We start from the raw sequence: 20,833 nt of genomic DNA on the forward strand, positions 1-20,833 counted from the left end.
AGGATGTACAAGTTACATTCTCACCTCAAAAGCGGGGTTAAAACATGCAAAAAATGATAGTTGAGGGCGGTCATGTCTTAAATGGAAAGATTCGTATTAGTGGTGCAAAAAACAGCGCGGTAGCACTCTTACCGGCAGCGATTTTAGCTGATTCACAAGTTACGATTGAAGGCTTGCCTGAAATTTCGGATGTGTATACACTTAGTGATTTGTTAGAAGAAATCGGCGGTAATGTAAGCTGGGATGGACAAACGGTACATATAAATCCGGAAAACATGATCTCCATGCCATTGCCAAATGGGAAAGTAAAGAAGCTTCGTGCTTCCTACTATTTTATGGGGGCGATGCTTGGTAAGTTTGGTAAAGCAGTAATCGGCTTACCTGGTGGCTGTTTTTTGGGTCCACGTCCGATTGACCAGCATATTAAAGGTTTTGAAGCATTAGGTGCTGAAGTTACGAACGAACAAGGTGCTATATACTTACGAGCTAAAGAGCTAACTGGTGCAAGAATTTATTTAGATGTCGTTAGTGTAGGTGCGACAATTAATATAATGCTTGCTGCAGTTCGAGCAAAGGGTAAAACCGTTATTGAAAATGCAGCTAAAGAACCAGAAATTATTGACGTAGCAACCTTACTAACCAATATGGGTGCAAAGATTAAGGGTGTTGGTACAGATGTTATTCGAATCGAAGGAGTACCATCCTTACATGGATGTAGACATACCATTATACCTGACCGAATCGAAGCAGGTACCTATGCTATTGCAGCTGCTGCCGCTGGTAACGAAGTAATCATCGATAATGTAATTCCGCAGCATTTAGAATCATTGCTAGCGAAACTACGCGAAATGGGTATTACCGTAGAAGACTCAGACGACCAACTATACATCGCATCAAGGAACCCACTAAAAAGCGTGGATATTAAAACATTAGTATACCCTGGTTTTCCAACTGACTTACAGCAGCCTTTTACTAGTCTGCTGACTAAGGCCCATAATACTGGTGTTGTAACAGACACGATTTATTCGGCTAGACTTAAACATGTAGATGAGTTGAGAAGAATGAATGCCGTTGTCAAGGTAGAAGGTGGCTCTGTTATTGTCACTGGACCAGTCCAACTAGAAGGCGCACGAGTAAAAGCAAGCGATCTCCGGGCAGGTGCCGCTTTAGTCATAGCAGGCTTAATGGCTAAGGGTATTACCGAAATCACTGGATTAGAACATATAGACCGAGGCTATGAAAACATGACTCAAAAGCTAAATAATCTCGGTGCAAATGTTTGGCGAGAAGACTTGTCTGAAGAAGAAGTCATACAATTTCAAAACTCTTAGGACCTTCGCGAACATTATTAATTCGTAATGGTATTTTCAAGCTAGAATACACAGAGATGAGGGTGAGACTCCGGTATTAGCTTTCAGGAGGCTCACCAATCGTCCCTAGAAAACAAAGTGTATTTGAAACGCAGGCTTACCATTCTTCACCGATACATTTAAATAAATAAACCTTTTTGGGATGAGGCTATTTATTTAAAGGAGATGGAAATCATGGAAAGAAGTCTAACAATGGAAATCGTACGCGTTACAGAAGCAGCAGCACTTGCCTCAGCCCGATGGATGGGAAGAGGAAAAAAGGAAGAAGCAGATGATGCGGCAACTACAGCAATGCGAGACGTATTTGACACCATACCGATGCGAGGCACTGTAGTAATTGGAGAAGGTGAAATGGACGAGGCCCCAATGCTTTACATAGGAGAGAAATTAGGCACTGGTACTGGACCATTAGTAGATATTGCGGTTGACCCATTAGAAGGGACTAATATTGTTGCTAAAGGGACAACCAACGCACTTACCGTTATTGCAATTGGCGACCATGGTAAAGTCCTCCATGCACCAGATATGTATATGAAGAAAATTGCCGTTGGACCTGAAGCGGTGGGCAAAATTAATATTAATGCCCCAACTGTTGATAACTTAAAAGCAGTGGCAAAAGCTAAAAATAAAGAGGTAGAAGACCTTGTCGTCATCTTATTAGATCGTCCTCGCCATCAGCAGATAATTGAAGAAATTCGAGAAGCGGGAGCGAGAATTAGACTGATTCAAGATGGTGATGTCGCAGCTGCAATTAATACGGCATTCGATGAAACTGGAATTGATTTATTTATGGGAACTGGTGGTGCCCCTGAAGGTGTTATCGCTGCCATTGCATTGAAATGCTTAGGTGGTGAAATGCAAGGACAGCTTGTACCACAGAATGATGAGGAAATTGCTAGATGCCATAAAATGGGCATTACCGATATCGACAAAGTCTTTTATATGGATGACTTTTGTGGTGGAGATGATGCTATTTTTGCAGCGACCGGCGTAACCGATGGTGAGCTATTAAAGGGAGTCCAGTTCAAGGGGACCAAAGCTAAGACGCAAACCGTTGTAATGCGAGCAAAAAGCGGTACGGTTCGTTTTATTGATGGAGAGCATAGTTTAAGAAAAAAACCCAATTTAGTTATGAAACCGGAATAATACTCATATACATGGAAAACATCGGCTCTCGTGTCGGTGTTTTCCAGCTTCTCTATTTAGGTAATCAAAGGATAACATTCCACTTATAACCAGTTTGTATTGGTTTACTCTACCCTACATTAGATACTCATTTTCCAAATGAAAAAAAGTATTGAATAATCCCATTAAAACGGTTAACATTGTAAATGTTTAAGATAAGTATTGTTTGGTTAATATACAAAGTATAAGAAAAATTAATCTATCGCTTTCTCTACTACTAGAGAAGCCGAAAACTTCTATTCTAGCTTCTAACTATTCTTCCCTTCTAAATAAGATTTCACATCAGGAAGCAATAATTCATTTAATACTAATCAGATAAGTCTTATCAAATTTAAATACTCCGGTATCAAAGATTCTTTGCTGTTTTTGTATATGTACATAACCAGTGATGTTTCTATCAAAATAGTAAAATGTATATGAATAGGCGTGGTGAATATGGCTGAATTAACATTAAGTAAACTTCAAGAACTAACGTTAAAAGAAATTTATGCATTAGCAAGAGAATATAAAGTATCTTACTATGCGAAACTAACGAAAAAAGAACTTATCTTTGCAATTTTAAAAGCACAAGCAGAAAAAGATGGATTCCTATTTATGGATGGCGTTTTAGAGATTATTCCTTCAGAAGGATTTGGTTTCTTACGACCAATTAATTATTCGCCAAGCGCAGAAGATATCTATATTTCTGCCTCTCAAATCCGTCGTTTTGACTTGCGAAATGGTGATAAAGTCTCTGGTAAGGTTCGTCCACCAAAAGAAAACGAGCGTTACTATGGGCTACTACATGTAGACGCGGTAAATGGGGAAGACCCTGATTCGTCTAAAGAACGTGTCCACTTTCCGGCATTAACAGCACTTTACCCGGATCGTTTAATGAAGCTTGAAACAAAATCGAACAAGCTTTCCACTAGAATTATGGATTTAATGGCACCGGTTGGATTCGGTCAACGTGGATTAATTGTTGCACCTCCAAAGGCTGGTAAAACGATGCTATTAAAGGAAATTGCAAATAGTATTTCGGTAAATCATCCAGAAGCCAAACTGATTATCTTATTAGTTGATGAACGTCCCGAGGAAGTAACCGATATTGAACGCTCGGTACACCCGGATGTGGATGTGGTAAGCTCTACATTTGATGAAGTACCTGAAAATCATATTAAAGTATCCGAACTTGTACTAGAGCGTGCGATGCGCTTAGTAGAGCATAAGCGTGATGTAATTGTCCTAATGGATAGTATTACGCGCTTAGCACGTGCATATAACCTAGTTATTCCGCCAAGTGGTCGTACCCTATCAGGTGGTATTGATCCAGCGGCATTCCACCGACCAAAACGTTTCTTTGGAGCTGCTCGTAATATTGAAGAAGGTGGAAGCTTCACCATTCTTGCGACAGCACTTGTAGACACGGGTTCTCGTATGGACGATGTCATTTATGAAGAGTTTAAAGGTACTGGTAATATGGAATTACATCTAGACCGTAATCTGGCAAATCGTAGAATTTTCCCAGCTATCGATATTTTACGTTCAGGGACACGGAAAGAAGAGTTGTTAGTAGATAAGCAACAGCTTGACAAAATGTGGGCAATTCGTAAAACAATGCAAGATTCGCCTGATTTTCTGGAACGCTTCCTAAGAAAACTGAAAGCATCAGAAGGTAATCAAGAATTTTTACAAAAGCTAGAAGAAGAAATGCAGCGTAAACGTTCAGGAAGATAATGGGAGGCTTAATCACTTTTTTCTCTATTAAATATGACAATAGCTACTTGCAAATAGTCACGCAGATTGTTATAATTTTTTAGTGAGTTTAGAAAAGGTTTATACCTAATTGTGGCTCTTAAAATAACTCTGTTTCCAAAGGATTCAGGGCAGAAGGAGTGAAAGACATGAAAGAAGGAATTCATCCTGAGTACAGAAAAGTAGTATTTTTAGATACTAGCTCAGACTTCAAATTCTTAAGCGGTTCAACAAAGCATTCTGACGAAACAATTGAGTGGGAAGATGGTAACACATACCCATTGATTCGTGTGGAGATTAGCTCTGAATCACATCCTTTCTATACTGGTAAGCAGAAAGCTGATACAGTTGGTGGACGTGTAGATCGCTTCAAGAAGAAATATAATATGAAATAAAATTAGTTATCACTACATGAAGTAGTGGGACTAAGTAATACACATTTTGGATGAGATTAATCATTCCGGTAGAAACAGGCAAATCGATTATGCTTTGCCTGTTTTTTATTTAAAAGATAAGAAAAGTACAAACTCGGGAGCGATCTAGCTTTGGACGCCTTGCTCTTTTCTTAATAGATAGGAACGTATAAAAGTTCTTTCCACCTGCATAATAAAATGAAGTATGTTAAAAGATAAATACGTTTTTACTTAAATAAATTCACAGATGATAAGCAATGAACATAGAAGAAATGAAGGGAGATCCAAGAAGCATGTATGTTATGAAGCAAAGTGGCTGGCTAGAAGTAATCTGTGGCAGCATGTTTTCAGGTAAATCCGAAGAATTAATTCGACGAGTAAGAAGAGCAACCTATGCGAACCAAAAGGTACAAGTGTTTAAACCTGCAATTGATAATCGTTACGATGATGTAGCCGTTGTATCTCATAACGGAAATTCGGTAACGGCGACTCCAGTGGATACTTCTAAAGATATACTAGAAAATATTCAAAACGGTATTGAAATAGTCGGAATAGATGAAGCACAATTCTTCGATGATGGTATTATTGATGTTGCAGAACAACTAGCAGACCAAGGCATTCGTGTCATCGCTGCTGGCTTAGATCGAGATTTTCGCGGTGAACCATTCGGCCCTATGCCTGTCTTAATGGCCCTAGCTGAATCGGTTACGAAGCTAAATGCAATCTGCCCAATTTGTGGATCTCCTGCAAGTCGTACACAACGCTTAATTAATGGACAACCAGCATCCTATAATGACCCAATCATACTTGTTGGTGCATCAGAATCCTACGAACCAAGGTGCCGTCACCACCATGATGTACCACACCGTCCGACAAGCTCTGAAATGCGAAAATTGATGAATGTAGGGGAGTAAAGTTAGCTTTAGACTTTAGAAAAACGAATATTCGTTTTTCTAATGCTAGCGGAAAAGATCGTTAAACATTACTTTCTGTTTAAAAAACTCGAACTAATTTCTCTCATACGGAGTCGAATTAGCTCGGGTTTTTTCGTATTCACCTTCACAGGGTGTAGTGTTCCTGTCTTAGAGTGAGGATCTTTATGCGCTAGTACAGGGATAATCCCTGAAGAATTTTGACCTAAAGGGCTCTGTATACTATAATTATACTGTTAATCTGAGTGAGGTGACCGTGATGATAGATCGTTTGCAATCATTAGAAGATCGTTATAATAAATTAAATGAATTATTAAGTGACCCAGAAGTAATTAGTGATACGAAAAAGTTACGTGATTATTCGAAGGAACAGGCAGGACTAGAAGATGTTGTGCAGGCCTACCGTGAATATAAAGATGTAACCGAACAACTAAAGGACGCTAAGGAAATGCTAGAGGATGACCTAGATAGCGAAATGCAAGTGATGGTAAAGTCAGAAATTGCTGAGCTAACCGAATCGAAGGAAGAATTAGAAGAGAGAATGAAAATTCTTCTTCTACCGAAGGATCCGAACGATGATAAGGACGTGTTCGTGGAAATTCGTGGTGCTGCTGGTGGAGATGAAGCAGCATTGTTTGCTGGTGATCTTTACCGCATGTATAGCCGCTTTGTAGAAGCCCAAGGTTGGAAAACCGAGGTAATGGAAGCCCATACGACAGGGGTCGGTGGTTATAAGGAAATCATTTTCATGGTAAAAGGTAATGGCGCGTATTCTAAACTGAAGTATGAAAACGGTGCACATCGTGTACAGCGTGTTCCGGAAACAGAATCAGGTGGTCGTATCCATACGTCAACTGCTACCGTGGCAGTACTTCCGGAAGCGGAAGAAGTCGAAGTTGAAATTCACGAAAAAGATATTCGTGTCGATACATTCGCATCTAGTGGACCTGGTGGGCAGAGTGTTAACACAACCATGTCTGCTGTTCGCTTAACCCACTTACCAACTGGAATAGTCGTATCCATGCAGGACGAAAAATCGCAAATTAAAAACAAAGAAAAAGCGATGAAGATTCTTCGTGCACGTGTATATGATAAGTTTCAACAAGAAGCACAGGCAGAGATTGATGAAAACCGTAAATCGGCTGTCGGTACTGGGGATCGTTCGGAGCGTATTCGTACCTATAACTTCCCGCAAAACCGTGTAACAGACCATCGCATTGGACTTACCATTCAAAAGCTTGACCAGATTTTAGAAGGGAAGCTTAATGAAGTCATCGATGCTTTAATTATGGAAGAACAAACGAAAAAATTAGAACAAATTGGTGAATAACATGGCACAAAAACAATACGAAGTCCTAGAGTGGGCTTCTCTTTTTTTAGAGAAAAGCAATCGGGAAACACGAGTAGCTGAGCTGTTACTTCAACATCACTTGAATGTTTCAAGGACGCAATATTTTGCGCAAATGCGTGAAGATATCCCACAGCATATTGTAGAGAAGTTTCGTGCTGATATTGTGAAGCATGCCGAAACTGGAGTTCCAATCCAACATTTAATGGGGTATGAGATATTTTATGGAAGAAAGTATTCCGTAAATGAAGATGTATTAATTCCACGTCCGGAAACTGAGGAGCTAGTTCTCCATGTAATTGCGCATGCACCTAAGGACAAACCGATTACCATTGTTGATGTTGGAACTGGTAGCGGGATTATTGCTATTACACTAGCCCTGGAATTACCGAATGCTGACGTGTATGCAATCGATATTTCACCAGATGCATTAGTAATGGCTAAGAAGAACGCAGAAGATTTAGAGGCTAATGTTACATTTTTACAAGGCGATTTTCTAGAACCTTTTGTAAAACAGGACTTACGTGCAGATATAATCGTTTCGAACCCACCATATATTGCCGAGGAAGAACGGTCTGAGCTTTCAGATACCGTAGTGAATTATGATCCTGAGATAGCATTGTTTGCAGAAGATAATGGGCTTTTTGCATATAAAAAAATAATATCCCAGCTGCCAGCTGCTATTCTTTCCGGTGGAAGTGTTGCCTTTGAAATCGGTCATTTACAAGGGAAGGCAGTCCAAGAATTACTTCAGCAAACGTTTCCTGAAAGTAGTGTAACGGTTAGGAAGGATATAAATGGCAAGGACCGAATTGTTTCAGCGAAAATTATTTAGTTGAATAGAGGAAAGATAAACCGAATGCATCATTCGGTTTTTATCTTTTTTTCACCTTGTCCTAATTGATAGGCTACATCACAAACATATAACATCCCGATAATAAACGAGTTCCATTAGATAGTTAACTACTTACTTGAATCTTTGCAAGCTTTCTAGCATTAGATATTTTAACTTTTCTAATGTTTTTAGTTATTCCTCCTCATATAACCCCTCTATAGGTTTGTTCCGTATTCATGCGCTACTTTATGTGATGATTATTTCTTAACGTTGAATGAAAAAATACTAGATTACTAGTTTAAATACATCTTCTTCTGTCCATACTGTGACTAAATCAAATAGTGGGGGACGGATTTTGATGAAAAAATTAGCATTTATCGTTATTGTAATTATTTTGATTGCACTTTCTCTACCGGTATATGGTCAGGGGAATGAAAATAAGACCGATGATTACCAAGTAATACCGGATGATGCGATTCGTTTGCGGATTTTGGCTAACAGTGATAATGAGGCAGATCAACAAATTAAGCGTATTGTTCGAGATAAAGTTAATGCTGCCATTACGGAATGGGTTGCTGAAATCGATGATATTGAGGAAGCAAGATCATTGTTAGAAAACAGAGTTCCAGAGATTAGCGAAATCGTGAAGCAAACGCTAGCAGAAGAGGGTGAAAATCGTGACTTTGATGTGGAATATAATGATAGTGTCGGTTTTCCAATGAAAATATATGGGAATTATCTTTATCCTGCAGGAGAGTACGAAGCAATATTAATTACCCTTGGAGAAGGAGAAGGCTCTAATTGGTGGTGTGTGCTATTCCCTCCGTTATGCTTTTTAGATTTTGCTAATGGAATTAGTGTTGCACAAGCAAGTGATGGTGGCTTTGAGGATGAGGAAGAGCAAGATAGTGGATTACAAATTAAATTTTTTCTATTAGAATGGTTAGGACTGTCATAGAGCACCCGAAATATGCATAAAATGATAGAAATGCGAGATTCTAGTAAATATTGTTTGAAGCAACAAGCTTCATATGTATTTGGCGTATAGCTTTTAAAAAAATTTCTATCAAAATAGGGGTGTAGGAATGAAATTAAAAATTGCACGTGATGTACCGAAAGAGAAGATGGATCAATTTTTTAGTACAACAGATCAATTGAATAAAGATAGTCTATTAAAAGAAGGTTATGTAGTAGAGTTTGCTGGTAAGATTAAGGCATGCTTTGAACTAGCCTCTGTAGAGGACGGTGTGTTTTGGTTGAAGCAGCTGTATATTGCCCAAGAAGAAGCGCAAAAACTGCCAGTCCTATTAGAAACCATTATTGTTTTAGCAAAATCAAAGGAAGCGAAGAAGGTATATGTATTTAGTCACCAACCGGTTGTGGATATATTGCTTGGTTCCTTACAATTCTATCCTCAAAAAGAGGCATTGAATGTAGAGCCTATGAAGAATAAGCAGGGGAACTGGTGGGCTTATGAAGTTTCTTGAAACATGATCTTAGTAGTAGCGTATCTTTACTAGAAAGAATTTTCAATTTATACACATAATCCACATGCACCTGTGTACAAGTTGTGAAAAAACTGTCGATAAATAGAAAAACGGTGGATTGTATGTGGATAATACATGGATAAAGCGTTTAAATAAACGTTAGCTTTAAAAACCTGTGGATAATCTGCGGGTTTTTCTTCATTTTTTGTGGATAACATAATGCTTTGCGAAACCTTCCTTGTTTAGATAAAATGGGGGAAGGAAAAGAGGTAGTTTTCATGATAGATACAAAACGTTGGAATCTAGTGAACGGAAATAACAAAGAAGAAATGATAAAAGAAGCAGCAAAATTACTAAAAGCAGGAAGTACAGTTGCTTTTCCAACCGAGACGGTTTATGGATTGGGAGCAGATGCCACGAATGAAAAGGCAGTAGCGAACATATTCCAAGCGAAAGGTCGTCCACAGGATAATCCACTAATTGCACATGTTGCCACGAAAGAGCAGCTACTTCTGTTAGTGAAGGATGTACCAGAATATGTGAATAGACTAATTGATAATTTCTCGCCAGGTCCAATTACGTATGTGTTACCTAGTAACGGCACTTGTGCAGATAATGTTACGGCCGGCTTAGAAACAGTGGGCGTAAGGATTCCAAGTCATCCAGTGGCAATTGCTCTATTAAAAGAATGCAATATCCCAATTGCTGCACCTAGTGCTAATATTTCTGGGAAGCCAAGCCCCACAGCAGCTGACCACGTATGGGAAGACCTATATGGGAAAATTGCTGGTGTTGTTGATGGTGGTCCGACTGGTGTTGGTGTAGAATCGACGGTTATCGATTGTACACAAGATATTCCCATCATTCTTCGTCCAGGTGGAATTTCTAAGGAAGAATTAGAAGAAGTTGTGGATAAGGTGTTAGTAGACCCTGCCATGTTGAATAAGGAAGAGGGACATGTACCGAAAGCCCCTGGAATGAAATATCAACATTATGCACCAGAAGTACCTTTGTGGTTAATAGAAGGTGGAAGCGAGCGAGTGCAGCGGGTATATGACGAGCTAATAGAAGAAGGAAAACGAGTTGGCATCTTAGCAAGTAGTGTAACGTTGGAACCTTTGCATGTAGATCAGAAAATCTCACTTGGTGAAACGCTAGAGGATGTCGCAGCGAATCTATATGATGGTTTGAGGAAGTTTAGACAAGAGGATGTGGACATTATTTTGTGTGATACATATCCTGAATATGGTATAGGACAAGCGATTATGAATCGATTGCGTAAAGCAGCTAGTCGTTATATCAGTAGTGAAGAGTGACCATTTGTATGGTTGCTCTTTTTTGGTCGTTTTACATATAACAAATCAATGGAAAGCTAGGATTATCTAGTATCAGTAATTGCTATAACAGGTTTTAAATTCTTCCACCCTTACGCGGTGAATCATATTCCCCTTTGTAAAAGCATATAGTGTAAAAGCATGTCCAAGGGGGATATTTCATGGGTGAACTATTATCAATATTCATTATGTCTTTAGCAATTGGAATGGATGCCTTTTCTGTAAGCCTTGGCTTGGGAATGCAGAAGATTCGACTGAAGCGGATTGCCTTAATTGGCATTGTGATTGGATTATTTCATATGATCATGCCTTCTTTAGGTATCATAGCTGGTACGTTGATTTCTACCAAAACTGGTGGATGGACTACATTAGCAGGTGGTCTTTTATTATTTGGAATTGGAGCCCATATGTTATTCTCCGCCTTTAACCATGAGGTAAACAAAGTGATTCAAACAACTGGAATTGGATTAATCATCTTTGCACTAAGTGTTAGTATGGATAGTTTTTCTGTTGGACTAGGCCTAGGATTATCAGGGGCAAAAACGGTACTTATTATTTTATCCTTTGGTGCTGCAAGTATGGTCCTTACCTGGGCCGGAATGTTGATTGGAAGAAAAGTGCACGGGTTTTTGGGAGTGTATAGTGAAATAGTAGGAGGGAGCATCCTTTGTGGGTTCGGTCTCTTCATTATTTTTTAATCAACCATAATTGCCCCCAAGTTAGTAACTTAAGGGGCAATCATTTTTATTAGCTAACTTTACGAAATAATACTATATCTACCATGCCTCACAACAGTGTTAGGCATTTCATAACCTAAAACCTTTGCGGCATCCTTTGATAATTCTACTAAAACGCTATTTTCTCTTACTTGAAATACTTTTCCCTCATACTGCCCGTTTCTTCGATCGAAAAGTACTGTATCCCCTACGCTTGCAGTTTCAGCTTTCTTCATAAATAAAACCCCTCCCAAAGGATAATACCTAAATGAGACTACTCTATATTGTATAAAGAAATAACAAAGGTTATGTGGTGATAATTGGTATTTAGTTTATGTTCATTACTAAATTAGTTACTTAGGTATTAAGTTTATTATGTTAATAGTAATACTTATGGATTATAATTTCCACAAATTTTTATCATTTTTTGACAATTTACTGATTTGTAACTAGGTAAAAAGTACTACAATTCATATGTTCGTAATTCTAAATATTCATTTGTTGTTTTTCTGTCAACTCACTTTATTCTATGGTATATTTTAGTTAGAAATATGATTTTGCCTGGAATTGGAGGATTCTTCATGAAGATTTTATTTGTCTGTACAGGTAATACTTGTCGCAGCCCAATGGCAGAAGCTTTATTAAAAGAGAAAATGCCAAATATAGAAGTGAAATCTGCCGGGATTTTTGCTGCGAAGAATCAACGTGCCTCTCATCATACCATAAAGGTACTCGAGGAGAAGGGAATTATATTAGATCACCAGTCACAACCTGTGGAAGAAAAACTTCTTCATTGGGCGGATGTCGTTTTAACGATGACAACCGGACATAAGCAGTCATTAATGATGCAATTTCCCAATTTTCAGGACAAGTATTATACCTTGAAGGAATTCGTATCTGATTCCGATAAAAAAGTATGGGAAGAACTAAAATCGCTATATGCCGATTATGAACTAAAGCGTTCCCAATTCATTCAACAATATCAGCACAAGCTAAAAAATGACCAACTAGAGGAAAAGCTTGAAGAATACTTACACCCAGAGATAGAAAAAATTAATCAGTTGGAGAGTAGTCTAATTAATTATGATATTTCCGATCCATTCGGAGGCGATATAAGCACCTATCAGAAAACATTAGACGAATTAGAGGATTATATTATGTTATTAATTAAAAAATATAAAAAGTAAAAATGCTGGGGGATAACAAGATGAACAAAAAATATCGCTTTGGGCTACGGTTAAAGCTGGTATTGTTTACAACAATTCTAGCGATGATTACCTACTCCACTAGTGCCTTTTTCCTTTATTTTCTCTATGATTATGTAACAGAGTTTTGGCAAGTATCGATGGAAGTGTATACGATTCTCATTCTTTCTCTAGGGATAATTTGGTCAGGAATATTGGCCTATTTTGCAGCTCGATTGATTACGAAGCCTTTGAATCGTCTGGCAGAAGTAGCGTCCGAGGTTGCAAATGGGAATCTTAATCAGGAAGTGGAGATTCCATCTTCTGATGATGAAATTCGCGCGTTAAGTACTTCTTTTGCCGCGATGGTAACAAATCTAAAAGAAATTGTGCATAATATAGATGTTCATTTCAACAATACCAATCAATCGGTTGTTCAATTGCGGGAAGCTTCTAGTTTAGTATCCCAGCATTCTGAACAAATTAGTGCATCTGTAGAAGATATTTCGAAAGGAGCAGAGAACTCCTCAGAGGCTATTCAACAAACAGTTGAAGCAGTGGAAGAAGCAACAGCCTTAGCAGAAAAGGTTCAGGAAAAAGCTGGCCAATCTAAAGAAAAATCCAATACGATGCTGGAAACATTAAATAACAGTAAAAAGGTTGTTAATCAATTAGTAGATGGCATTCAAAAGCTTGCGAAGGACCAGGAGCTATCGTTAAAGGATGTAGACCACCTAAAAGAAAATGCCCTTCAGGTCGAGTCGATTATTACAATGGTTGGAGAAATTGCAGAACAAACGAATTTACTTGCCCTTAATGCATCCATCGAAGCGGCAAGAGCGGGCGAGCATGGGAAGGGCTTTGCGGTAGTAGCAGAAGAAATCCGCAAGCTTGCTGACCAAAGCGCACAAGCAGTTCAACGTATTTCTGAATTGATTGAAGCGATTCAAGATGATGTAAGTAGAGTAGTGAAGAAGATTAATGAAAATGTACAGCTAGCAATGAAAGAAGCGGACAGCGGTGTAACGACGAATGCTGCTATTGAGCAAATGTCTGGTTCTGTTGAAGAAGTAGCAGGTGAAATTGAAGTAATCTTAAAAATTGTTAACCAGCAATTAGCGTCTATTCAAGCGACAGCATCTCAATCTCAAGAGGTGGCGGCTATTGCTGAAGAAACCTCAGCCGGTGCTGAAGAAGTGAATGCATCGATTCATGAACAAGCAGCATCCATAGGCAAGGTAGATAACTTAGTACATGATTTAGAACAACAGGCTAATGGATTAAACAAGCAAATTCAAAAGTTTAACGTAAACTAATCACAGCTAGAAAAGGAGCTAATAAAATGAAGGTAATTATCTCAGGTGACCATGCCGGAATGACAATTCGTAATGAAGTAAAAAGCTTACTTGAAGAGATGGGTATTGAATATGAGGATACAGGCTGTTCTTGTGAAACCTCTGTAGATTATCCAGACTATGCTTTACCAGCAGCAGAGCGTGTTGCGAATGGAGAGTTTGACCGTGGGATTTTAGTATGTGGAACAGGTATTGGCATGTCAATTGCTGCAAATAAGGTGAAGGGAATTCGTTGTGCATTACTTTCCGATGTTTATAGCGCTAAGCTAACCCGTATGCATAATGATTCGAATATGATTGCTTTAGGGGAGCGTGTACTCGGACCAGGTCTTGCGAGAGAAATCGCAAAAGCCTGGTTAGAAACAGACTTTGAAGGTGGACGCCACGAGAACCGTCTTAACAAGCTTAAAGAATATGAGGATAAAAATCTTTAAGAGTTGGAGGCGAAGTGAAGAGCTTCGTCTGCTTCGTTTAGGCTAGGTGAGCATATGAATAACAAAATTCAAGCAGATTTAGGGGAGATTTTGCACGAGCTTCAACAGGTAGATTACTTGAAAAAGGATAGCATTCTCGTTGTTGGTTGTTCTACTAGTGAGGTTGCGGGAGAAACTATTGGTACCGCTGGTAGTGAGGAGATCGCTGCTTCAATATTTTCCACGTTGAATAAACTAAAGAGGATAAAAGGTGTGCAGCTAGCATTTCAGTGCTGTGAGCATCTCAATCGTGCCATTGTTGTCGAACAGGAAACAGCTGACCAGTACCAATTAGAAGAAGTCTCTGTCGTTCCGGTTCCAAAAGCAGGAGGCTCGATGGCTGCTTATGCATATAAAAATATGGAACATCCGGTAGTTGTAGAACATATTCAAGCGCATGCGGGAATCGACATAGGGGAAACATTAATTGGTATGCATATGAAACATGTAGCTGTCCCAGTACGATTAAAACAACGCTATATTGGGAAAGCAAGAGTGACCATGGCAAAAACGCGTCCAAAGTTAATAGGTGGTATGCGAGCAGTATATGACGTAAGAGGATCGTAATACATGTACTTAGATACAGACAAAACAGGGAGGATTTTACCAATGGAACATTTAAAGCAAACAGATATTGAATTATTTGAAGCAATGGAAGCAGAGAAAAAGCGTCAACAAACGAAAATCGAGCTAATTGCATCGGAAAACTTTGTATCTGAAGCAGTTATGGAGGCAATGGGTTCTGTTTTGACCAATAAATATGCGGAAGGCTATCCGGACAAACGTTATTATGGTGGATGTGAGCATGTTGATGTAGTGGAAAATCTTGCTCGTGATCGTGCAAAAGAACTATTTGGTGCAGACCATGCTAATGTACAACCACATTCAGGTGCACAAGCGAATATGGCTGTTTATTTTTCCGTTCTAGATCCTGGCGATACAGTTCTTGGTATGAATCTTAACCATGGTGGACACCTAACACATGGTAGCCCTGTAAACTTCAGTGGTACATTGTATAATTTTGTTGATTATGGTGTTGATCAAGACACAGAACAGCTTAATTATGATGTAGTACTGGAAAAAGCAAAAGAAGTAAAGCCAAAATTAATTGTAGCTGGTGCTAGTGCATATTCTCGCACTATCGATTTCGCGAAGTTCCGTGAAATAGCTGATGAAGTAGGCGCATATTTAATGGTAGACATGGCACATATTGCAGGTCTTGTCGCAGCAGGATTACACCCAAATCCAGTACCGTTTGCTGATTTTGTTACGACAACGACACATAAGACATTACGTGGACCACGTGGTGGTATGATCCTTTGTAAAGAAGAATTTGCAAAGAAAATCGATAAAGCGGTCTTCCCTGGAATGCAGGGAGGTCCATTAATGCACATCATCGCGGCAAAAGCTACGGCATTCAAGGAAGCTCTATCCGATGACTTTAAAGTATATTGCCAGCAAATCATCGCCAATGCAAAGGCACTTGGCGAAGCATTAGTTGAAGAAGGAATTCGTGTCGTTTCAGGTGGCACGGATAATCATTTATTGTTACTAGATGTAACACCACTTGGTATTACTGGCAAAGTTGCAGAACATGTTTTAGATGAAAGTGGAATCACCGTAAACAAAAACACGATTCCTTTTGATACAGAAAGCCCATTTGTTACAAGTGGTATTCGTATTGGAACACCAGCAGTAACGACCCGTGGCTTTAAAGAAGCAGAAATGCGTGAAATTGCTGCCATTATTTCCATGACATTAAAAAATCACGAAGACGTAGCAGTGTTAAAAGAAGCTGCAGATCGTGTACTAGCGTTAACAGAAAAATCACCGTTATATGTATAGAGTGTGGAGGGGATACCTTTAGGTGTCCTCTTTTTTTGGTGGGAAATTGTAGCTGGTTGTATGTTGAGTGAGGTCGGTCGCAAGATTGGGTGGGTGTGGTGAAGTGTAGGGCACAAGTAAGGATGAACCGGTCGCATGTGGTGAAGTAAAGGTCACAAGCAGGGATGAATTGGTCGCATGTGCTGCAATAAAGGTTACAAGCACTGAAATAAAGGTCACAAGCAAAAGCGAACTGGTCACATGTACTGAACTAAAGATCCCAAGCAAAAGAAAATCATTCGCATGTGCTCTACGTAACCATAATCAAACCCAAATCTCCATGACATCTTATTAACAATTTCAACCTTAACCTTGAATAACTAGTTATTTTTCAGTACAATTTTAAAGATGTAATTAAACTAAAGGAGTGGTCGTCAAAATGGGAAATGTACATGTTTTAGATCATCCGTTGATCCAACATAAATTATCGTTTATCCGTGATAAGAAGACAGGAACAAAGGAATTTCGTGAATTAGTGGATGAGGTTGCTATGCTAATGGCATTTGAAATTACCCGTGATTTACCACTAGAAGAGACCACGATTGAGACACCAGTTACAACTACAAAAACAAAAGTGTTAGCTGGTAAGAAAATTGGCCTTGTTCCAATTCTTCGTGCAGGTTTAGGAATGGTGGACGGAATGCTAAAGTTAATTCCTGCTGCAAAGGTTGGTCATGTTGGATTATACCGTGATCCAGAAACATTAAAACCAGTTGAATATTACATAAAATTACCTTCTGATATTGAAGAACGTGAGCTAATTGTAATTGATCCAATGCTTGCAACTGGAGGATCTGCAAATGATGCAATCGAATCTCTTAAAAAGCGTGGCGCTAAAAATATTCGTCTGATGTGCTTAATCGCAGCTCCTGAGGGTGTAGAAGTAGTTAAAAAAGCACACCCGGATGTTGATATTTATTTAGCAGCCTTGGATGAAAAGCTAGATGATCATGCATATATCGTACCTGGTCTTGGCGATGCTGGTGACCGCTTGTTTGGTACAAAATAATAACTTTATGTTGGAGTGATATTGATGCCAAAACGTCTTAAAGTAATGACGATTTTTGGGACAAGGCCAGAAGCGATTAAAATGGCTCCGCTTGTTCTAGAGTTGAAAAAGCGTTCAGATGAGTTTGAGCCTATTGTTACGGTAACAGCTCAGCATAGAGAAATGCTGGATCAAGTGTTAGATATTTTTAACATTACGCCAGACTATGATTTAAACATTATGAAGAAGGGTCAGACACTTGCTCAGATTACAACTCGTGCACTAGAAGGCTTAGATGAAGTAATGAAAAAAACAAAGCCTGATATGGTGCTAGTTCATGGTGATACAAGTACGACTTTTGCAGCATCACTTGCCGCTTTATATAATCAGATTGCAGTTGGTCATGTGGAAGCAGGACTTCGTACGTGGAATAAATATTCTCCATATCCTGAAGAGATGAATCGCCAGTTAACAGGGGTAATGGCTGATTTGCATTTTGCTCCGACAGAAAAGTCAAAGCAAAATCTATTAAATGAAAATAAACCAGCAGAACGTATCGTTGTAACAGGGAATACAGCAATAGACGCGTTAAAAACAACAGTAGATGAAGCGTATCATAATTCCATTCTTGATGATTTAGACGGGAAGCGATTAGTATTAATGACTGCTCACCGTAGAGAGAATCAAGGAACTAATATGCAGCAAATGTTCCGCGCAATTAAGCGTTTAGTAGAAAAACACCAAGATATTCAAGTAGTGTATCCGGTTCATTTAAATCCAGTCGTTCGCCAAACAGCTCATGATATTTTAGGAAATGATGACCGCATTCAATTAATTGAACCATTAGACGTAGTGGATTTCCATAACTTTGCTGCTCGAGCACATTTAATTCTGACAGACTCAGGTGGTGTTCAAGAGGAAGCACCTTCCTTAGGTGTTCCAGTGCTAGTATTACGTGACACGACAGAACGCCCAGAAGGTATCGAGGCTGGCACGTTAAAGCTTGCTGGAACTGATGAAGAGACAATCTTCCAGTTAGCAGATGAACTACTGTCTGACCAGGAAGCACATAATAAAATGGCTAAAGCCTCTAATCCGTATGGAGATGGGGAAGCATCCCGCCGGATAGCAGATGCAATAGTCGACTATTTTAATCAATAATCCAATTCAGAGACCCATTTGAAGGTCTCTTTTTTTTGTATCAAACCTCTTATTTCTACAAATGCTAAGCATAAGGAGGGATTACGTGCGCTTTTTACTACTAGCAATAATGCTTTGTAGCTCACTTTTGGTTATGCCTAGTAAATCGTTGGCAGACGATAATCTGCAATCGATTATCATTGAAGTAGAAGGAAATCCATCTGAACACAAACGATACTTAGAGACATATCACCCATTTATAACGGTTATTGCGACCTATGAAAAGCTATTTAATGGATTGGCATTACAAGGCTCTCCAGATCAGCTTGAAAAAATGGGCACATTGGATTTTGTTAAAGCTGTTCATTCTGTGCAAACCTATGAAACAACCCAAACACTAGAACCCATTATTCCCTTTGAGGAGATAGAGAAAGATAGCCCGGATATGGTACTTCCTTCTGAACTGAATAACACGACTTATACAGGAAAAGGAATTACAGTAGGGGTTGTAGATACGGGGATTGATTATAATCACCCAGATTTACAGGGAAATTATTCGGGTGGATATGATGTAGTCGATTTGGATGATGATCCGATGGAAACTTTAGAAACAGAAGGAATACCTACGAATCACGGCAGTCATGTAGCTGGCATTATTGCGGCAAATGGAAGCCTCCAAGGGGTTGCACCGAATGCTGAGATTCGAGCATATCGAGCACTCGGGCCAGGAGGAAGCGGTACTTCGGTACAAGTAATTGCAGCAATGGAGCAGGCGGTGGAGGATGGTGTCGATATCATTAATCTTTCCCTTGGAAATTCTGTGAACGGACCAGATTATCCGACAAGTATCGCTGTAAATCGCGCTGCAGATTTGGGGGTAGCCGTTGTGATTGCGAATGGAAATAGTGGGCCAGATAATTGGACGGTAGGCGCCCCAGCCACGGCATCAAAAGCACTCGCTGTGGGAGCATTCGCAAATGCACATACCGCACCAATACTATATGACGCTCTTTCTGGGAAAAAAGTACCCATGACCCTCATGATGGGATCAAATCCATGGGATCTCTCCATGGATTATGAAATTGGCTTAGCGGATGAAGATAAACTAAATGGAAAAATTGCTTTAATCCAACGTGGGGAAATCCCATTTTATGATTTAGCGAAGGAAGCGGAGGAGAAAGGCGCAATTGCGGCCATTATTTATAACAATGAGGAAGGTAATTTTCAAGGTGCAATCACAGGTCCTAATGAGCAAGTTCAAATCCCAGTTGTGTCTGTATCCAAGGAAGATGGTGAATGGTTACAGGAATTTGCGAAGGAAGAGAACCATCCCTATATCGACACGATGTATGAAGAAGTCCCAAGTGGAATTGCTACGTTTAGCTCTAGAGGTCCAGTGACAGTCAATTGGGAATTGAAGCCAGACGTATTAGCACCAGGAACGAATATTGTGAGCACTGTTCCAGGTGGTTATATGCCACTTCAAGGAACGAGTATGGCGGCACCGCATGTTGCGGGTGTCATTGCCCTAATGAAAGAAGCAAAGCCTACATGGACCAATGAACAAATATTTGGCGCTTTAAAAACAACAGCAGTTCGCATGGATGATGAAGCAGGTAACCCAATTGAACCAATAGGGCAAGGTATGGGACTAGTTGATCCAAAGCGAGCCATTGAAACACCGACCATTTTGTATAACCCATCCTTAGCCTTTGGGAAAATTAATGAATATCGGAAAACACAAACAGTAAATCTAACTATCGAAAACACATCCAATCAAGACCAGACCTATTCTTTTCATATACCAAAGAAACGAAAGGGGTTAAGTTGGAAGTTACCAATGACGTTTAGCATCGAAGCCGGAGAAAAAATTGAGGTTCCTGTCGAACTAAGTATTACTTCCCCACAGCTTGAAAAAGGAATTCATCAAGGATGGATTGAATTAGATTCAGAAGGGGAGACGTATCATCTTCCTTATTTGTTTATCAATGAAACAGCAGATTATCCAAAAGCATCGGGATTTGAATTTACCCTAAAACCTTTTTCGAAGAATGAATTTGTCTACCGCCTTTATTTAATAGAGGATACACGATATGTGGAAGTAGAACTCTATGACCCGCAAACATTACTATATGATCGAACACTACTTCGTTTAGAAGAAACACAAATTGGCATGAACGAAGGATATTTAGAACTGAGAGATATCGGTCAAGCAGGTAGCTATCTAGCAGTCATCACCGTGCAACTGGAAGACGGTAGATTCGAAAGCTATGAAACAGAACTGTATATCAGTCCATAGCAATCATCATGTTATTAGGAATGGAACGATAAATCATTCCCCTATTAGCCCCGGAAATAGGCTTTGCTCTTATCGAAGTGAGCGGCGGTATGCCAGATATTATAAGTCTATTTTCGGAGCGATTATATGCTTTATTTATCTTCTAAGATTGTAACA

General features: G+C 39.4%; 20 protein-coding genes. 19 read left to right on the top strand and 1 reads right to left on the bottom strand.

From position 1 onward, the window contains the following. Positions 1-44: 44 nt before the first annotated feature. From KGF86_RS03275 to KGF86_RS03325, 11 genes are all read left to right on the top strand, one after another. Positions 45-1,331 carry a UDP-N-acetylglucosamine 1-carboxyvinyltransferase gene (locus KGF86_RS03275; RefSeq protein ID WP_186868310.1) on the top strand — a complete coding sequence of 429 codons (1,287 nt, stop codon included), beginning with the start codon at positions 45-47 and terminating at the stop codon, positions 1,329-1,331. Between the two features lie 213 nt (positions 1,332-1,544). After that, complete coding sequence (gene glpX / locus KGF86_RS03280; protein WP_186868311.1) at positions 1,545-2,516, top strand: class II fructose-bisphosphatase; 972 nt, start codon at positions 1,545-1,547, stop codon at positions 2,514-2,516. Between the two features lie 474 nt (positions 2,517-2,990). Further along, a complete protein-coding gene (gene rho, locus KGF86_RS03285) occupies positions 2,991-4,271 on the top strand; it encodes a transcription termination factor Rho (protein ID WP_186868312.1) in 1,281 nt (426 codons plus the stop codon). A gap of 167 nt (positions 4,272-4,438) precedes the next feature. Further along, on the top strand, positions 4,439-4,684 hold the full coding sequence (locus tag KGF86_RS03290) for a type B 50S ribosomal protein L31 (RefSeq protein WP_186868313.1): 246 nt from the start codon (positions 4,439-4,441) through the stop codon (positions 4,682-4,684). 311 nt (positions 4,685-4,995) lie between these two features. Beyond that, positions 4,996-5,616, top strand: coding sequence for a thymidine kinase (locus KGF86_RS03295; protein ID WP_186868478.1), 621 nt, complete (start codon positions 4,996-4,998; stop codon positions 5,614-5,616). A gap of 277 nt (positions 5,617-5,893) precedes the next feature. Further along, a complete protein-coding gene (gene prfA, locus KGF86_RS03300) occupies positions 5,894-6,964 on the top strand; it encodes a peptide chain release factor 1 (protein WP_186868314.1) in 1,071 nt (356 codons plus the stop codon). Between the two features lies 1 nt (position 6,965). Continuing rightward, positions 6,966-7,817: a peptide chain release factor N(5)-glutamine methyltransferase gene (gene prmC / locus KGF86_RS03305; RefSeq protein ID WP_186868315.1), complete on the top strand. Its 852-nt coding sequence runs from the start codon at positions 6,966-6,968 to the stop codon at positions 7,815-7,817. A gap of 358 nt (positions 7,818-8,175) precedes the next feature. After that, the gene (spoIIR, locus tag KGF86_RS03310) at positions 8,176-8,775 is read left to right on the top strand and encodes a stage II sporulation protein R (RefSeq protein WP_186868316.1); all 600 of its coding nucleotides are present in this window, start codon (positions 8,176-8,178) and stop codon (positions 8,773-8,775) included. Positions 8,776-8,902: 127 nt separating this feature from the next. After that, positions 8,903-9,304 carry a GNAT family N-acetyltransferase gene (locus KGF86_RS03315; protein WP_186868317.1) on the top strand — a complete coding sequence of 134 codons (402 nt, stop codon included), beginning with the start codon at positions 8,903-8,905 and terminating at the stop codon, positions 9,302-9,304. A 281-nt stretch (positions 9,305-9,585) separates the two neighbouring features. Continuing rightward, the gene (locus KGF86_RS03320; RefSeq protein ID WP_425516471.1) at positions 9,586-10,620 is read left to right on the top strand and encodes an L-threonylcarbamoyladenylate synthase; all 1,035 of its coding nucleotides are present in this window, start codon (positions 9,586-9,588) and stop codon (positions 10,618-10,620) included. 179 nt (positions 10,621-10,799) lie between these two features. Continuing rightward, positions 10,800-11,336 (top strand): manganese efflux pump MntP, encoded by a 537-nt coding sequence (locus tag KGF86_RS03325; RefSeq protein ID WP_186868319.1) that lies wholly within the window; start codon positions 10,800-10,802, stop codon positions 11,334-11,336. A 59-nt stretch (positions 11,337-11,395) separates the two neighbouring features. Here KGF86_RS03325 and KGF86_RS03330 read toward each other — a convergent pair whose 3' ends face one another. After that, positions 11,396-11,590 (bottom strand): DUF2187 family protein, encoded by a 195-nt coding sequence (locus tag KGF86_RS03330; RefSeq protein WP_186868320.1) that lies wholly within the window; start codon positions 11,588-11,590, stop codon positions 11,396-11,398. Between the two features lie 345 nt (positions 11,591-11,935). Here KGF86_RS03330 and KGF86_RS03335 point away from each other — a divergent pair, with 345 nt between their 5' ends. From KGF86_RS03335 to KGF86_RS03370, 8 genes are all read left to right on the top strand, one after another. Then, positions 11,936-12,541 carry a low molecular weight protein arginine phosphatase gene (locus KGF86_RS03335; RefSeq protein ID WP_211741127.1) on the top strand — a complete coding sequence of 202 codons (606 nt, stop codon included), beginning with the start codon at positions 11,936-11,938 and terminating at the stop codon, positions 12,539-12,541. 20 nt (positions 12,542-12,561) lie between these two features. Continuing rightward, positions 12,562-13,854 (top strand): methyl-accepting chemotaxis protein, encoded by a 1,293-nt coding sequence (locus tag KGF86_RS03340; protein WP_186868322.1) that lies wholly within the window; start codon positions 12,562-12,564, stop codon positions 13,852-13,854. 26 nt (positions 13,855-13,880) lie between these two features. Continuing rightward, positions 13,881-14,327, top strand: coding sequence for a ribose 5-phosphate isomerase B (gene rpiB / locus KGF86_RS03345; RefSeq protein ID WP_186868323.1), 447 nt, complete (start codon positions 13,881-13,883; stop codon positions 14,325-14,327). Positions 14,328-14,381: 54 nt separating this feature from the next. Next, entirely contained in the window at positions 14,382-14,933 is a 552-nt protein-coding gene (locus tag KGF86_RS03350; protein WP_186868324.1) for a TIGR01440 family protein, read from the top strand. 42 nt (positions 14,934-14,975) lie between these two features. Then, a complete protein-coding gene (locus KGF86_RS03355) occupies positions 14,976-16,211 on the top strand; it encodes a serine hydroxymethyltransferase (protein WP_186868325.1) in 1,236 nt (411 codons plus the stop codon). Positions 16,212-16,629: 418 nt separating this feature from the next. Then, on the top strand, positions 16,630-17,259 hold the full coding sequence (upp, locus tag KGF86_RS03360) for a uracil phosphoribosyltransferase (protein WP_186868326.1): 630 nt from the start codon (positions 16,630-16,632) through the stop codon (positions 17,257-17,259). A 24-nt stretch (positions 17,260-17,283) separates the two neighbouring features. Next, entirely contained in the window at positions 17,284-18,399 is a 1,116-nt protein-coding gene (gene wecB, locus KGF86_RS03365) for a non-hydrolyzing UDP-N-acetylglucosamine 2-epimerase (RefSeq protein ID WP_186868327.1), read from the top strand. Between the two features lie 85 nt (positions 18,400-18,484). Next, complete coding sequence (locus KGF86_RS03370) at positions 18,485-20,677, top strand: S8 family serine peptidase (protein WP_343221413.1); 2,193 nt, start codon at positions 18,485-18,487, stop codon at positions 20,675-20,677. The last annotated feature ends 156 nt before the right edge of the window (positions 20,678-20,833 follow it).

This window comes from Ornithinibacillus massiliensis (genome assembly GCF_018310345.1).
Lineage (GTDB): Bacteria > Bacillota > Bacilli > Bacillales > Amphibacillaceae > Ornithinibacillus > Ornithinibacillus massiliensis.

Coding starts and splice junctions, on each gene's coding strand:
- KGF86_RS03315 (WP_186868317.1), top strand. CDS start 8,903: ATGAAATTAAAAATTGCACGTGATGTACCGAAAGAGAAGATGGATCAA.
- rho (WP_186868312.1), top strand. CDS start 2,991: ATGGCTGAATTAACATTAAGTAAACTTCAAGAACTAACGTTAAAAGAA.
- rpiB (WP_186868323.1), top strand. CDS start 13,881: ATGAAGGTAATTATCTCAGGTGACCATGCCGGAATGACAATTCGTAAT.
- wecB (WP_186868327.1), top strand. CDS start 17,284: ATGCCAAAACGTCTTAAAGTAATGACGATTTTTGGGACAAGGCCAGAA.
- KGF86_RS03290 (WP_186868313.1), top strand. CDS start 4,439: ATGAAAGAAGGAATTCATCCTGAGTACAGAAAAGTAGTATTTTTAGAT.
- KGF86_RS03335 (WP_211741127.1), top strand. CDS start 11,936: ATGAAGATTTTATTTGTCTGTACAGGTAATACTTGTCGCAGCCCAATG.
- KGF86_RS03295 (WP_186868478.1), top strand. CDS start 4,996: ATGTATGTTATGAAGCAAAGTGGCTGGCTAGAAGTAATCTGTGGCAGC.
- KGF86_RS03350 (WP_186868324.1), top strand. CDS start 14,382: ATGAATAACAAAATTCAAGCAGATTTAGGGGAGATTTTGCACGAGCTT.
- prmC (WP_186868315.1), top strand. CDS start 6,966: ATGGCACAAAAACAATACGAAGTCCTAGAGTGGGCTTCTCTTTTTTTA.
- KGF86_RS03330 (WP_186868320.1), bottom strand. CDS start 11,590: ATGAAGAAAGCTGAAACTGCAAGCGTAGGGGATACAGTACTTTTCGAT.
- KGF86_RS03325 (WP_186868319.1), top strand. CDS start 10,800: ATGGGTGAACTATTATCAATATTCATTATGTCTTTAGCAATTGGAATG.
- KGF86_RS03355 (WP_186868325.1), top strand. CDS start 14,976: ATGGAACATTTAAAGCAAACAGATATTGAATTATTTGAAGCAATGGAA.
- glpX (WP_186868311.1), top strand. CDS start 1,545: ATGGAAAGAAGTCTAACAATGGAAATCGTACGCGTTACAGAAGCAGCA.
- upp (WP_186868326.1), top strand. CDS start 16,630: ATGGGAAATGTACATGTTTTAGATCATCCGTTGATCCAACATAAATTA.
- KGF86_RS03275 (WP_186868310.1), top strand. CDS start 45: ATGCAAAAAATGATAGTTGAGGGCGGTCATGTCTTAAATGGAAAGATT.
- KGF86_RS03340 (WP_186868322.1), top strand. CDS start 12,562: ATGAACAAAAAATATCGCTTTGGGCTACGGTTAAAGCTGGTATTGTTT.
- spoIIR (WP_186868316.1), top strand. CDS start 8,176: ATGAAAAAATTAGCATTTATCGTTATTGTAATTATTTTGATTGCACTT.
- prfA (WP_186868314.1), top strand. CDS start 5,894: ATGATAGATCGTTTGCAATCATTAGAAGATCGTTATAATAAATTAAAT.